Raw genomic sequence first — 14,209 nt, 5'->3', positions numbered from 1 at the left:
AGCAATGGCAGGATGCGTTACTCCGCAGCAGCAGCGGCGGCTTCGCGGTCTCTTTCGGCGCGACTTTTCTTTTGCGCGGCGGTTTTCAGCTGACCGCAGGCTGCGTCAATATCGCGTCCGCGCGGCGTGCGCACCGGGGCGCTGATGCCCGCCTCGAATACGATATTGCTGAAGGATCTAATCCGGTCAGGGTCGGAGCATTCATAACCAACGCCGGGCCATGGGTTGAACGGGATCAGGTTCACCTTGGCGGGCAGGTCATATTCCTTGATCAGACGGACAAGTTCGTGCGCGTCTTCATCGCTGTCATTCTTGTCCTTCAACATCACATACTCAAACGTGATGCGCCGCGCGTTCGATGCCTTGGGATAATCGGCGCACGCCTGAAGCAGCTCATCGATCCCGTATTTCTTGTTCAGCGGCACGATCTCATCGCGCACTTCCTTGCGCACGGCATGCAGGGACACGGCAAGGTTCACGCCGATTTCTTGCGCGCACCGCTCCATCATCGGGATAACCCCGCTGGTTGAAAGAGTGATACGGCGTTTAGACAGAGCCAAGCCTTCGCCATCCATCACCAGCTTCAGCGCGTCACGCACATGGTCGAAATTATACAGCGGCTCACCCATGCCCATCATCACGATATTGGTCAGAAGGCGGCCATCGGCACGGTATTCGCTTTCGTCTTCCTCATCCGCGAAATCCATCTTGCCTTTGGGCCATTCACCCAAAGCATCGCGGGCCAGCATGACCTGACCGACAATCTCCCCCGGTGTCAGATTGCGAACAAGGCGCATCGTGCCGGTGGCACAGAATGTGCAGTTCAACGTGCAGCCAACTTGGCTTGAAACGCACAAAGTCCCGCGATCCGCATCGGGGATGAACACCATCTCGAAATCGTGGCCATCATCGGTTTTCAGCAACCATTTGCGAGTGCCATCGGAGCTGTGTTGCGCTTCGACAATATTGGGGCGACCAACGATAAACCGCTCGGTCAGCCAAGGCCGCATAGTCTTGGCAATATCGGTCATCGCGTCAAAATCGGTGACGCCGCGATGATACAGCCAGTGGAACACCTGTTTCGAGCGTAGCTTGGCTTGACGCGCATCCAGCCCCGCATCTTCGAACAGCTCGCGGATGCGGAGGCGGGGCAGGCCGATCAGGTCGATACGACCATCCTCGCGCGGCGTGATGTCACGCGCGACGGGAACGGGATCCACCTGTCCGGGGATCGACATGAGATCAGTATCTGCCATGATTAGGGCAGCATATAGTCGCGGATTTGCGCGAATGCCAGTGCTCTAAAGGCGCGCGCATCCCACCACCGCTGCGTCAATCGCAGTGGCTGCGCCGGAAAGGCTGTATCTCTGAGAAAAGCTGCGATTATCAGTGTCGCGAGCGCTGATCCGCATGGTGGACGAAGACCGCATAGCGGCGACTATCGCTGCATCCATCTGGCGGTTCTGCGCCCAGGCGTTGCGACCCTTTGTGGCTAGCACAAAGCTGCGATCTCCGATGGTCAAATTCGCTCCCTTGCCACCGACTGCACGGGGCAAGCGGAAGTGCACCTGATTGCGGACCTTACGGCCCGGCCATGTTCCGATGCTCGCGAAGGATGATGCTCCCGAACGCGGCTTGGCAATCGCATAACAGCGAGGGCTTTTGGCATCGCGAAACGCTGCCCAATCTGAGTACACACCAAGCGAGTCCTTGGCGGCCGCGGGAAGGGCTAAGATGGCCAAAGGAAATAGGAGCAGCAGCTTACGCATAGTCGATTGCCATCACTTCCCATTCTTTCGCGCCGCCGGGAAGCCTTACCAATCGCAAATCCCCAATTGCCGCGCCACGCAGCGCCTCGGCCATAGGGGAGTTCCAGCCGATCCGACCTTTGCTCGCATCCTGTTCGTCATCGCCAACGATGGTCACAGTCTTACGCGCATCATCTTCATCGGCGATCTCAACCGTGGCACCAAAGAACACCTTCTCTTTGTTCGGTTGATCTGCGGGATCGACCACGCGACATGCCTTCATGCGTCGCGAGAGGTATCCCAATTCTCGGTCAATCTCGCGCATGCGCTTGCGGCCATAGAGGTAATCGCCATTCTCGCTGCGATCACCATTGCCTGCGGCCCAGCTGACGATCTCGACAATCTCGGGCCGCTCTGTGCCGAGCAAATGGTCATAGCGTGCTTTGAGAGCCGCCATGCCTTGCGGAGTGATTGGTGGACCGGGTTTCGACGCCATATGGCGGGCTCTTTAGAAGAACCCGCCGATAGTACGCGGCAGACCCGCCTGCTCGGGATACATGTGAGAATAGCTGACGGCGTTCCCGAGGACGCGCATCACGTAATAGCGCGTTTCGGTGAACTTGATCTTCTCGATCCATTGCTGCCAATCGACCGCGCCGGTGCGAGGGTCGCCATTGGCACGCAGCCACTTGTTCACATTGCCGGGACCGGCGTTGTAGGCGGCGACTGCGAGTGGAACCGAGCCATCATAATACCGCACCATGCGGGCAAAGAACGCATCGCCCAGCGTGATGTTGTATGATGGATCGGTGAACAAGCCCGAGGGACGATAAGGTAGGCCGAGCTTACCTGCGGTCTCCCTAGCGGTACCCGGCATCAGCTGCATCATGCCGCGTGCGCCGGCGTGGCTTTCACGCGTGCGATCGAACTCGCTTTCCTGACGCATGATGGCGTGGGACATCGTCCAATCGTTCAGGACCGGTGTTTGTACGGTAGGGAAGCCGACGCGCGCCAATTCGTTGAAGCCGGATTCTTCGGCTTTGAAGCCCACAACAACTGCCATTTCTTCAAGGCCGGTATCTCGTGCAAGCTCACTTACAAGGGCAATATCTTCTTGAGACTCTGCGGCTTCACCAATGGCCTCGAAGAAGCGCCTTTCGACGCGCCAATCACGGCGGTTTTGCGCGATAGCCCGGATGGCCTGAGTTAGCGGTTTGTTGTTGAAATCAGCACGTGCCGACGGATCGGCTGGCGGCTGTGGCAACCCTGCGAAACCAGGCATTGTGCGACCCAAGGCTTCAATAGATAGCTGACCATAATAATATTGCGGGTATTGCGCGGCCATTTCGAAGTAGCGCGCCGCGTCGGCCGTCTGACCTGCCCGACGCGCTGCACGACCAGCCCAGTAATAACCCTTTGACTTTGTCAGCGGCCCACGCGCCGCGTTGCCATAATTAAGGAACATCGGCGCCGCGGTCGCGCCATCACCCAAACGCCAGAGCGCGTTGGTGCCGCCTTTCCACATCAGGTCAGTGTATTGGTCGCGCAACTTGAACGACATTTTGGAAATGTCAGTGCCTGGAGCAAACAAATCGTTGGTCTTGCTGGCGATTTTCACCGTGTCGCGCACCGTGGCCGCGGAGGCGAGGGCGAGCATGTCATCCACAAACGCTTCGGGATCATGTGCTGGGGCGCGGAAGTTAGGGCGGTTCGCAAGGACCTGAATTGCTGCTGCAGTCTGGCGACGCGCTCGCAGGTGATTGACGAGAGTGAAGGTGTAGCCCGCGTCGAAATTCGCCTCGTTCGGAATGCTGAGCCCGGCGCTGCTGGGCATTGAGCCATTCAGAAGAGCGAGACGTGCCATCGCAATTTCGCGCTGCGTTTGGGGAAGCGTATTCAGCATCCGTGTGGCAGCGTTACGCTCGCCTTGCCAGAGCAAGGCATCAACCCGCGCCACATTGTCATCGGTGGTGAGCTGCGAACCGAACATGCCTTTGATGTATGCTTCAGCGGAGTCGCTCATTACCCCGCCACGCCATGCCGCGCGCGCCATATCGGCAGCTTGCGGGCGTTGCTGAGATGCAAGGGCCAGCGCGTAGGCAGCGCGGCCGTGGTTGGTCAGCGGCGGGTGTTTGTCGAAATAGTAGATCAGCGAGCTGGGCGAGGGGGCTTCATTCTTCAGACCCGCTTCGGCGCGCAGACGAATGATCTCCATGCGCGGAAATTCGGGGTAACGGGCGGCGAAATTGGCGTATTGGGCAAAGCTAAGGCCGCGCGTCTTGTTGAGATACTCCCAACGGTCAATCGCCTGATTTATGCTTTGCTGGGAGAACTGCGCGGGTGATGCGCTGCTTTGCCGCTCAGCAGAGGATGGGCTGGAGAGTGCGCCCACGCTGGCCGTGGCCAGAGCAACTATTGCGATAGGACGATTGAAGAGTGTTTGGCGGGGGAATTTGAAAGGCATGCTGGACATGATGCCGTTGGTCTCCTTATCACGCGCTGAACAGCGGCGTGTGTAATATGGTGCGTCTGCTTTGTAAGATAAATGTCTGATTTAGGAATAACGCAATGTTCAGCGGCTCAATTCCCGCTCTAGTGACTCCTTTTCGCGACGGATCGTTTGATGAGGCCGCTTTTCGGCGTCTGGTCGATTGGCAAATCGAGCATGGCAGCGCCGCTTTGGTGCCTTGTGGTACGACAGGCGAGGCTTCCACACTTTCCAACGCAGAGCACCATCGTGTGATCGAGGTATGCATCGAGCAGGCGGCTGGGCGCGTTCCCGTGATCGCCGGTTGCGGCTCAAATGACACCAAGAACGCGCTTTTGCATATGAGCTTTGCCAAGAAAGCGGGCGCTGCGGCGGGGCTGTGTGTCGCTCCATACTATAACCGACCGAGTCAGGCAGGGATCATCGCGCACTTCAGCCATCTTGCAGAGAACAGTGACCTGCCGATTGTTCTTTATAATGTGCCCGCGCGGACCGTGACCGATATTGAAGACGATACGGTCGTGACTCTGGTCAAAAAATTTCCCGACCGCATCGTCGCCATTAAGGATGCAAGCGGAGACCTTTCGCGTGTGGCCGATCACCGCATGGGCCTGTCGAGCGACTTCTGCCAGCTTTCGGGCAATGACGAATTGTGGCTGCCGCATTCGGCCGCAGGGGGCGCGGCGCAATTTCGGTGACGGCAAACGTTGCGCCGGCCTTGTGCGCTGAATTCCAGGCGGCGATTGCTGCAAATGAGCTCAAGAAAGCGCGCGAGCTGAATGATTGCCTGTTCCCGCTTCACTATGCGATGTTCTCAGACGCATCTCCTGCGCCGGTGAAGTATGCGCTGAGCCGCGTTCATGACTGGATCGAGCCGTCGGTGCGTTTGCCCATCGTCGAAGCCAGCGCAGAGGCCCGCAAAGCCGTTGACGAAGCGCTCGAGCATGCGGGACTTTTGAGTTGAATGAAAACGTCATCCTGAGGTGCAAACTGCCCTTAGAATTTGATCCGAAGGGACTTCAGGCAGATTATGAGCGCCTGACCCAGGGCGACTATGGAGATGTCTATAACTCCTATTTGGAGCCGGATACACTTTATTTCGCGACGCTTATTGAGCCGGAATTCGTGCCCGAAATGGACCGCACTCCGGATTTTTACCCCAATGCACTGCTCAGAAGGTGCCCAGCATTTTTGGAAGTATTTGAGGCGATTGAGTCGCCAATGGAGTTGATGCGAGTGCATAAGCTCGCACCCGGTGCCTCAATTCGGCCTCATCGCGATGTAGGCAGGTCCTTTGAAGGCGGCGTGTTCCGTATTCATGTTCCCATTACGACCGGGCCGGGTGTTGAGACGATCCATGCCGATGAGCAAGTCAGTATGGCCCCCGGAGAATGCTGGTACATCAACTTTGATTTGAAGCACGAAATCCACAATCGGTCGGACAAATGGCGAGCGCACCTGATCATGGACTGCCGCCGGAATGATTGGTGGGACACAATAATGGCGCAAGCGATTTAAACGGGGCTTTCACTTGGCGCGCGCAGAGCCTATCTGCGCTGCATCATGGCAAAGCCCAAACCCGAGACCTTCGATAAGCAAAAAACCGTCGCGGAAAATCGCCGTGCGCGGTTCGATTATCATATCGAGGAGAAGTTTGAGGCTGGCCTTGCTCTTCAAGGGACAGAGGTAAAGGCACTGCGCGCGGGCGAAGCAACAATTGCCGAAAGCTATGCCGAAGTGAAAGACGGTGAAGTGTGGCTCATCAATTCCAATATACCGGAATACAGCCACGGCAATCGCCAGAACCACGAGCCGCGTCGTCCACGGAAATTGCTGCTCAACAGTCGCGAGATCAACAAGCTGTTCGGCGCCGTCGAGCGCAAGGGTATGACGCTGGTTCCGCTGTCGGTCTATTTCAATTCGACGGGCCGGGCGAAGGTTGAGCTCGCGCTGGCCAAGGGCAAGCAAGCACGCGATAAGCGCGCCACGATCAAGGACCGTGACTGGAAGCGCGACAAGGCTCGGCTGATGCGGGAGAAGGGCTGATGAGCCTGCTCTCCCTTTGTTTCGAGTCAGACCGTTTCACCCACACGGCAAGCCGAGAACTAGGCCTCAGTTCACCTGTTGGTCAGAACTCAAAAGCTATCCATATTGAAACTATGGTGGCACGCACTTTCACAGAATTGTTCGCACATGCTGACGGTGCGCATTTGCGCCGTGGGAGTGACGTGTGATGGCGCGGGAAAGCAATCGCAACACTTGGCTATCTGACAAGATACGCAAGTACATGCCCAAGCGCGAAGAGATGGCGAAGAACAAGTATCTCGCCCCGATTGCGCACAGGTTCCTCTCTCCGGAGTTGTGGCGCTTTACCCGCCGATCGGTACCGCGCGGCGTTGCCTTGGGACTGTTCAGCGCGTTTATCATTCCAATTGGCCAGATATTTCTGGCGGCTTTCTTGGCACTGCCCCTGCGAGCAAACGTTCCGCTCGCAGCGCTGGTTACCTTCGTCACCAACCCGTTCACTATCTGGTTCTGGATTCCGATTGCGAACCGTGTCGGTAACTTCATGATCCAGATTGATGCAGAGACGGCCAACGAAGCAGCGCGCCAGTTGGAGAGCAATCAGGTGCAATGGGCTGCCGAGGCGGGCGAGATGGCTGGATTGACGATCTTGGGATTCGTTGTGCTGGCTGTTTCGTCGGCAGTAGTCGGTTACTTTATTGCGGTTGGTGCGTGGCGCGTGCTGGTTGCACGCAGGCGGGCAAAACGTCTCGCTCAGATGGAAGAGCGTCTCGACCAGGGGCTCAACCCGAATTAAGGCTACACGTCTTGGCAGTCACAAGAACCTGCCGCACAAAGAAGAAGTTGAGCGCTTGAAAAGCCTGATCGACATTCCTGCAGATAGCGATAATCGGCTGATGCTGGTGGCACTGGGTGGTGCGCTGGCAGTGAGTGGTGCTGTACTTTTCGCAATGACCTCAAGCGGCGTGATTGCGTTGTCTTTCGTCCTCGGTGCGCTGATCCTGCTGGTCGGCTACTTCGCGATCGAACATCTGCGCGCGGCACCATCGCAATCGGTGGAGGCTTCGCAGGATTGGTCCGTCACAGTAGCAGCCATCGAACAGGTTGGAGAAGCCGTTGCCATAACGGATCGCGCCAACCGCCTTGTTTGTGCCAACTCGGCGTTTGTCGATGCATTCGGTGTCGATAGCGCGCCGCCTTCGTTGCCGCTTGAGCGGCCAGAGCTTGAGGCGGTTACCCGTCTGGCACGCATCGCATGGCGTGACGGTGTGGCGGCGCTCGATGAGATGGCGAGTGACGATGGTGCGCAATACTGGAGCGTTTCCGCCGAGCGTGTGGGGCGCGGCGAAGACCATCTGATCTGGCGTTTCTTCCCGTTGCTGGAAGCCGATGAGCTGGGTCTTGATGAGCTTGATCTGGGCGGCCCGTTTGGCGTCTTGTTGAGCCGCGCAGGGATCGAAACGGCGATCACCACTTCAGACGGCGTAATCCGGTCTGTCAGTGCAGGGTTTGCCGAGCGCGCGGTTGGTGACGCCGCGGCGACATTGGCTGGCCAGGATTTCGTGTCACTTCTTCGTTCCGACGACCGTGACCGGATCCATTTCGCGCGTGAGGGGCGCGGCGGCACGCCGCAGACACTGATCGATGTGCCCTTAAGCGATCCGGCGGTTGGTGGCGGTCTAGGCCCCGATGAGGTCACCTCTCTCATGCTACTCGTCGATAGCGGTGTCGGAATCGGTAGCGGCTACGACGGTTCATCCAAAGCAGGCGTCGCTCAGCTTGAGGCGCTCCTCGGACAATTGCCGCTTGGATTGGCAATGACAGATCGCGATGGCCGTTTCCTCTTCGGCAACGACGCCTTCTTGCGCTCGATTGAGCGCGATGGGCGCGGGCTACCAGCTTTTCCGACCGATCTGGTTGTGAAGGAGGATAAGGCTGCATTGTCCGACGCCGTTCGGCGTCACGGACGTGGCCCTTCAACCAGTGGCAATATGGCGGTGCGGCTGGTCAATCAGCCAAACGAGCCCGTATCTCTGGGCTTGGCCGGCGTCAGAGGGTTGGGCGAGCCGGCCGTGTTGCTCAGCCTTGCTGATTCTAGCGAAGAGAACCAGCTCAAGCGACAGGTGGCGCAAGCGACCAAAATGCAGGCGGTGGGCCAACTGGCAGGCGGTGTTGCGCATGATTTCAACAATGTGTTGACTGCGATCATCGGTACCTGTGACCTGATGCTGCTGCGCCATACGCCGGGCGACAGCGACTACGACGACATTCAACAAATCCGCGCAAACTCCAATCGAGCGGCTTCACTGACCCGTCAGCTCCTCGCATTCTCGCGCCAGCAAACACTGCGCCCGGAAATCCTCCAGTTGCCTGATGTGGTGAGCGAAGTCAGTCCGCTGATCAAGCGCCTGCTAGGCGAGAAGATCACCTATTTCGTGCAGCACGACCGTGATCTGGGCGCAGTGCGCGCTGACCCGCAGCAGCTAGAGCAGGTCATCATGAACCTTGCCGTGAATGCGCGCGATGCAATCCAGTCGAATGGCCCCAAAGAGCTTCGAGGAGCGGGGCGCATTTCGCTATTCACCCGCAGCATTCAGGCCAAAGACGTGATGCAGCTGGGATCGGAAATCCTTCCAGCGAGCGATTACACCGTCCTGATCGTACAGGATACCGGCGGGGGCATTCCCACCGAGGTACTGCCCAAATTGTTCGAGCCGTTCTTCACGACTAAAGAGCAGGGCAAGGGCACCGGTCTTGGTCTCTCAACCGCCTACGGTATCGTCAAACAATCAGGCGGGTTTATCTTTGCGGACAATGTGACTGGCAAAGATGGCAAGCCAACCGGGGCCCGCTTCACGGTCTACTTCCCCGTCCATCGTGGGGAGGCGCCGCAAAAGCGAGAGAAGCCCAAGCCATTGCCATCATCCGATTGGTCAGCGGGTGGCAAGATCCTGCTCGTCGAAGATGAAGACATGGTTCGAGCAGTGGCCGAACGTGCACTTGCCCGTGCAGGATTTGAAGTGACGACTGCGCCGGATGGCGAGGACGGGCTTGAAGAGATCACAAAGGGCGGTGCCTTCGATATGGTCGTCAGCGATGTTGTGATGCCGGGTATGGATGGCCCCGCGATGGTTCGTGCGATCCGCCAGCAACGGCCCGAAATCCCGGTCCTGTTCATGTCTGGCTATGCCGAAGAACAACTGCGCAAAGACATCAATATTCCGGATATGCACTTCATCGCTAAGCCGTTTAGCGTTGCTGCGATCAGCGAGAAGGTCAGCGGCATTTTGCACCAGGCGAAAGCGGCGAAAAGCGAAGACGGCTAACGTTCTCATCCGGAAAAACGGTGAATTTCAGAACATTCACCTTGGATACACATGCATCTTCCATCATACTCGCCAGCAAATCGGGGAGGGGAATGGCATGTCCAACCAAGTGTTTTCGCGCGCTGCCAAAGTCGCTGCGCTTTCTGCCACCGCATTGATCGCAGGCGTTGCCGCGGCACAATCGGTCCCTGATCCAGATGAAAGCGCGCAGGGCGATGTGTCGCTGACGATATACAACAACAGTCTCGCGCTGGTTCAAGATGTTCGTCAAATCAACATCGCCGACGGCAAAAGCCGGGTCGAGTTTCCCGATGTCTCTGCCAGCATCCGGCCAGAAACGCTCAGTTTTTACGCGCCTGATACGACCATCATCGAGCAGAACTTTGATTTCGATCTGCTCACCCCGACGAAGATGATGGAAAAGGCCATCGGGCAGACGGTGACCTTGCTGCGCACCAATCCTGCCACGGGCGCGCAAACGCGCGAACGGGCCAAGGTGCTCTCAACCGCAGGCGGTGTTGTGATCCAGATTGGCAACCGGATTGAGGTGCTGCGTGATGATGGCTTGCCGGTGCGCGTTATCTTTGACCGCGTCCCGCCAAACCTGCGCGCTCGCCCGACGCTTTCCGTGAATGTGGACAGCAGTCGCGCCGGCACCCGTCCAGTCTCGCTGCGTTATCTTTCGCGCGGATTTGGCTGGGAAGCTGACTACGTCGCGCTCTACAACGAGCAGGAAGACACGATCGACATGCAGGGTTGGGTAACCCTCACCAACAATTCCGGCACCACTTTCAACCGCGCCAATGCCGTGCTGGTGGCGGGTGATCCATATCGTTCACGCGGACGCGGATTCGGCTCACGTGGGATGACCCGCGCGGGCACTGAGAATGCGGACCGCGAGCAGTTGGGTGATTATTACCTCTACCCAATCAGCGGCCGCACAACGATTGCCAACAACCAGACCAAGCAGGTCAGTTTCCTCGATGTGCAGGGCGTGCCTGCGCGCAAAATCTATTCAACCAGTGCTCGCTGGCAGCAAAACGACACTCAGCCACGAAGCGTCGCCAGCAAGATCAGCTTCTCGACGTCGCGTGATCAGGGGTTGGGCGATGCTCTGCCTGAGGGGACTGTTCGGTTCTATCAGCGCGACAGCCAAGGCACACCGCAATATATCGGCGAGAATGGCATCAGCCACACGCCGATGGGCAGCGAACTCTCGCTGGCGACGGGCGAAGCCTTTGATGTGAATTATCAGGTCGAGGTCGAGAAGCGCGAGACCATTACTGGAAGGGAATGGGAGCGCACAGCGCGCTACCGTGTGCTTGAAGACGGTGAGGAAGTCCGCCGCGTTGATGTTGAACGGCCCAAGACCTTCTACCGCACCACCATGCGCTACACTGTGTTCAATGCGAAGAGCGAGCCGGTGAATGTCGAGCTGACTCAAACAGGCCTCAATCGCAATTGGTGGGCGAATGACTACCGTATTGTCAGCGAGGATATCGCAGGCGAGCAGCTCAATGCTGACCGCCGCAAATACACGATCCCCGTGCCCGCAGAAGGCAAAACGGTTATCCGCGTCACCTACGAAACCCGCTACTAATCGGTAGGGGCAGGGTGATGCGGTTTTCCGCCCTCCTTTTGGCCGCCGCGGCGGTCGCGATGACGCCGGGCGTCAGCGCTCAACAGCGCGCTGTGGTGGAGGCCTCTGCGCCTTCTGATCTGTCCGTCACCATCTACCGCGATCCTTATCGTGATCCTGACGTTGAGATGGACACTCGTTTCCCCGGAGGTTTTGCCATGATCAGCGAGACTCGCACAGTCACGCTGCCTGCAGGCCGGTCTACGATCCGTTTTGAGGGCGTGGCTGAAGGAATGGTGGGTGTCACTGCTATTGTGACTGGACTCCCAGGTGGCACAATCGAGAAGAACCGAAACGCCGAATTGCTGTCTCCTGCGGCGCTGGTGAACGGTACACTGGGTAACCGCGTCACGATCACGCGCGCCAATCCGGGTACAGGGCAGTCTGTGTCGGAGCAGGCGACCGTTCGGACCCGCGCTGATGGCGGGCTGGTCCTGCAAACGAGTCAGGGCTTTGAGGCTGTGCGTTGTGCTGGCTTGCCTGAAAAGCTGACCTTCAACCGTGTACCCGATGGCCTGTCGGCCAAACCGATCTACTCTGTCGATACGCGCAGCGAAGCGGGCGGCACTTTCGAAGTGACGCTGACATACATCTCTTCAGGCTTTGATTGGCAGGCCAACTATGTTGGCACCATGGGCCGCAAGGAGCCGGGTGGCGACGAATTCAAGATGCAGATGCTCAGTTGGCTGACATTGCTGAATGACAACGGGCAGAGCTTTGACAACGCCAAGCTTCAGATCATCGCAGGCAAGCTCAATGTTGATAGTGATTTTGAAGATCTGTCCGATCCACCTGTGGCCGAGCCGCTTCGGCTGACTTGCTATCCCATCGGCAACACCAAGAGAGGTTCACCGATCCAGAACCTATTGCCGCCGCCCCCACCTCCACCACCGCCTCCGCCACCAGCCGCGCCGATGGCCGACCAAATGATCACGGTCACGGGGTCGCGACTTGTAAGGGAGGAGCTTGAGATGGCTGCTCCTGTTTCTGTTGTCACAGCGGAGGAAGAAGACCTCGGCGATCTCAAACTATTCCGTGTGCCGGATCGCGTAAATGTTTCGGCCAAGGGACAAAAGCAAGTCGCTTTCCTCAACAAGGATGAAGTCAAGGCTCGCTACCTCTATTTGACCGGGTGCAACGTCAATGATCCTGATATGCCCGGCGAGGATATGAACCCGTCGGGCATCCTTCTCGTTACCAAGAACGAAGAGGAGAGGGGGCTAGGCATTGCTTTGCCGCAGGGTTCGATGACACTTTATGAGCCGACATCAGGCGGCGTGCGTCTTTCAGGTAAGACTGACCTCAAAGACTATGCGCGCGGGCAGGAGGTTGAGCTGGAGCTCGGCCAGAGCTCGCAAGTGCATGCGAACTGCTCCGCATTGCAGCACAAGAGCTATCGCAAGAACCTCGAGAAGAATAAATGGGTGAAAATGTTCGCGGTGCTCAGCAATGCGAGATCCCCATCCGATCAAGGTCCGCGTCCAATTGGGATGGAGCAGCGATTGGGATGTTCGCTTTCCGCGTGAAAAGGTCACCGTGAAGAACGGCTACAAGACGGTCGAACTGGAAGTTCCAGCCAATTCACAGGAAGAATATCGCTGGAAAATACGCACGACAGACCGGAACTAGAGGCTGTCGAGAAAAATTTCGTTCCCTACTTGTTCCATGAGAACAAATCAGATACATACTGTCCCACACAAGGGGCGGTCGATATCTTTTTGTCGACCCTAGGCAAGTGAAGGAGCGCATGCGATGGCTACGAACCTCAAGCTGGTAGAGAAGGAAAATAACGTGGACCGTCAAAAGGCGCTCGACGCGGCACTGGCGCAGATTGATCGCGCATTCGGCAAAGGCTCGGCAATGAAGCTGGGTTCCAAGGAAGCGATGCAGGTTGAATCAATTTCGACCGGATCGCTGGGTCTGGATATTGCTCTGGGTATTGGCGGCCTGCCTAAAGGCCGCGTCATTGAAGTGTATGGTCCGGAAAGCTCGGGCAAGACCACTCTGGCTCTGCATGTCATTGCTGAAGCGCAAAAAGCGGGCGGTACTGCGGCGTTCGTCGATGCCGAGCATGCGCTTGATCCGGTCTATGCCAAGAAACTGGGCGTGGACATTGATGAACTGATCGTCTCTCAGCCGGATACCGGTGAGCAGGCGCTCGAAATTACTGACACTCTCGTACGTTCAAACGCGATTGATGTGTTGGTGGTCGACTCGGTGGCGGCGCTTGTTCCCCGCGCCGAAATCGAAGGTGAGATGGGCGATTCCCACGTCGGTCTCCAAGCGCGGCTTATGTCCCAATCGCTGCGCAAGCTGACCGGGTCGATCAACCGTTCAAAGTGCATGGTGATTTTCATCAACCAGTTGCGCATGAAAATCGGCGTGATGTACGGCAACCCTGAGACGACGACAGGCGGCAACGCGCTCAAGTTCTATGCTTCGGTGCGCCTCGACATTCGCCGCACTGGTCAGATCAAGGACCGTGACGAGGTGATCGGCAACTCGACCCGCGTGAAAGTGGTGAAGAACAAGGTGGCGCCGCCATTCAAACAAGTCGAATTCGACATCATGTATGGTGAGGGCATTTCCAAGAAGGGCGAGATACTCGATCTTGGCGTGAAGGCTGGCCTCGTAGAGAAATCGGGCAGCTGGTACTCTTACGACAGTGTGCGCATTGGACAGGGGCGTGAGAACTCCAAGACTTACCTTATGGAAAATCCGGAAGTTTGCGACCGGTTGGAAGCCGCTATTCGCGGTAAAACCGACGAGGTTGCCGAGGAAATGATGACGGGCCCGGACGCGGACTGACCCATCATATCCTCAAGCGGGTCCGTTCACGGATAAGGCGAGCTGCGCTCCCGCCCGAGAGACCGGAAAACCGGCACACGCCATCCCCGTTGGCGGTGCCGGTTTTTCTGTTTTCTAGCGAACCATTCCAACGAATATGTCGGCTGTGGTCACGCTATATCTTGTCGGCTCGCGC

11 protein-coding genes and 1 pseudogene are annotated in these 14,209 nt (G+C 57.6%); 8 read left to right on the top strand and 4 right to left on the bottom strand.

The features are described from left to right. Nucleotides 1-17 precede the first annotated feature (17 nt). From rlmN to AC0V6K_RS00920, 4 genes are all read right to left on the bottom strand, one after another. Nucleotides 18-1,256, bottom strand: coding sequence for a dual-specificity RNA methyltransferase RlmN (gene rlmN / locus AC0V6K_RS00935; RefSeq protein WP_472623874.1), 1,239 nt, complete (start codon nucleotides 1,254-1,256; stop codon nucleotides 18-20). Nucleotides 1,257-1,301: 45 nt separating this feature from the next. After that, the gene (locus AC0V6K_RS00930) at nucleotides 1,302-1,697 is read right to left on the bottom strand and encodes an invasion associated locus B family protein (RefSeq protein WP_486172528.1); all 396 of its coding nucleotides are present in this window, start codon (nucleotides 1,695-1,697) and stop codon (nucleotides 1,302-1,304) included. Nucleotides 1,698-1,761: 64 nt separating this feature from the next. Further along, nucleotides 1,762-2,244, bottom strand: coding sequence for a transcription elongation factor GreB (gene greB, locus AC0V6K_RS00925; RefSeq protein WP_472623870.1), 483 nt, complete (start codon nucleotides 2,242-2,244; stop codon nucleotides 1,762-1,764). A 12-nt stretch (nucleotides 2,245-2,256) separates the two neighbouring features. Continuing rightward, complete coding sequence (locus tag AC0V6K_RS00920) at nucleotides 2,257-4,221, bottom strand: lytic transglycosylase domain-containing protein (RefSeq protein WP_472623868.1); 1,965 nt, start codon at nucleotides 4,219-4,221, stop codon at nucleotides 2,257-2,259. Nucleotides 4,222-4,316: 95 nt separating this feature from the next. Between AC0V6K_RS00920 and dapA the strand changes: the two are divergent. From dapA to recA, 8 genes and pseudogenes are all read left to right on the top strand, one after another. Continuing rightward, a pseudogene (gene dapA / locus AC0V6K_RS00915) lies at nucleotides 4,317-5,200 on the top strand (4-hydroxy-tetrahydrodipicolinate synthase). Further along, a complete protein-coding gene (locus AC0V6K_RS00910; RefSeq protein WP_472623866.1) occupies nucleotides 5,197-5,754 on the top strand; it encodes an aspartyl/asparaginyl beta-hydroxylase domain-containing protein in 558 nt (185 codons plus the stop codon). Before dapA ends, AC0V6K_RS00910 begins: the two are co-directional and overlap by 4 nt. A 45-nt stretch (nucleotides 5,755-5,799) precedes the next feature. Beyond that, entirely contained in the window at nucleotides 5,800-6,282 is a 483-nt protein-coding gene (gene smpB, locus AC0V6K_RS00905) for an SsrA-binding protein SmpB (RefSeq protein WP_472623864.1), read from the top strand. Nucleotides 6,283-6,469: 187 nt separating this feature from the next. After that, nucleotides 6,470-7,057: a DUF2062 domain-containing protein gene (locus tag AC0V6K_RS00900; RefSeq protein ID WP_472623862.1), complete on the top strand. Its 588-nt coding sequence runs from the start codon at nucleotides 6,470-6,472 to the stop codon at nucleotides 7,055-7,057. Nucleotides 7,058-7,157: 100 nt separating this feature from the next. After that, the gene (locus AC0V6K_RS00895) at nucleotides 7,158-9,587 is read left to right on the top strand and encodes a response regulator (protein ID WP_472626195.1); all 2,430 of its coding nucleotides are present in this window, start codon (nucleotides 7,158-7,160) and stop codon (nucleotides 9,585-9,587) included. A 97-nt stretch (nucleotides 9,588-9,684) separates the two neighbouring features. After that, nucleotides 9,685-11,187 (top strand): DUF4139 domain-containing protein, encoded by a 1,503-nt coding sequence (locus AC0V6K_RS00890; RefSeq protein WP_472623860.1) that lies wholly within the window; start codon nucleotides 9,685-9,687, stop codon nucleotides 11,185-11,187. Between the two features lie 17 nt (nucleotides 11,188-11,204). After that, nucleotides 11,205-12,752 carry a DUF4139 domain-containing protein gene (locus AC0V6K_RS00885; protein ID WP_472623858.1) on the top strand — a complete coding sequence of 516 codons (1,548 nt, stop codon included), beginning with the start codon at nucleotides 11,205-11,207 and terminating at the stop codon, nucleotides 12,750-12,752. Nucleotides 12,753-12,978: 226 nt separating this feature from the next. Beyond that, nucleotides 12,979-14,034: a recombinase RecA gene (recA, locus tag AC0V6K_RS00880; protein ID WP_472623856.1), complete on the top strand. Its 1,056-nt coding sequence runs from the start codon at nucleotides 12,979-12,981 to the stop codon at nucleotides 14,032-14,034. Nucleotides 14,035-14,209 lie beyond the last annotated feature (175 nt).

The organism is Erythrobacter sp. S43, from assembly GCF_057364955.1.
Note: the sequence above shows the minus strand (reverse complement) of the source record. Positions and strands in the feature narration are given on the sequence as shown.

Coding starts and splice junctions, on each gene's coding strand:
- rlmN (WP_472623874.1), bottom strand. CDS start 1,256: ATGGCAGATACTGATCTCATGTCGATCCCCGGACAGGTGGATCCCGTT.
- greB (WP_472623870.1), bottom strand. CDS start 2,244: ATGGCGTCGAAACCCGGTCCACCAATCACTCCGCAAGGCATGGCGGCT.
- AC0V6K_RS00920 (WP_472623868.1), bottom strand. CDS start 4,221: ATGTCCAGCATGCCTTTCAAATTCCCCCGCCAAACACTCTTCAATCGT.
- smpB (WP_472623864.1), top strand. CDS start 5,800: ATGGCAAAGCCCAAACCCGAGACCTTCGATAAGCAAAAAACCGTCGCG.
- AC0V6K_RS00900 (WP_472623862.1), top strand. CDS start 6,470: ATGGCGCGGGAAAGCAATCGCAACACTTGGCTATCTGACAAGATACGC.
- AC0V6K_RS00895 (WP_472626195.1), top strand. CDS start 7,158: ATGCTGGTGGCACTGGGTGGTGCGCTGGCAGTGAGTGGTGCTGTACTT.
- AC0V6K_RS00890 (WP_472623860.1), top strand. CDS start 9,685: ATGTCCAACCAAGTGTTTTCGCGCGCTGCCAAAGTCGCTGCGCTTTCT.
- AC0V6K_RS00885 (WP_472623858.1), top strand. CDS start 11,205: ATGCGGTTTTCCGCCCTCCTTTTGGCCGCCGCGGCGGTCGCGATGACG.
- recA (WP_472623856.1), top strand. CDS start 12,979: ATGGCTACGAACCTCAAGCTGGTAGAGAAGGAAAATAACGTGGACCGT.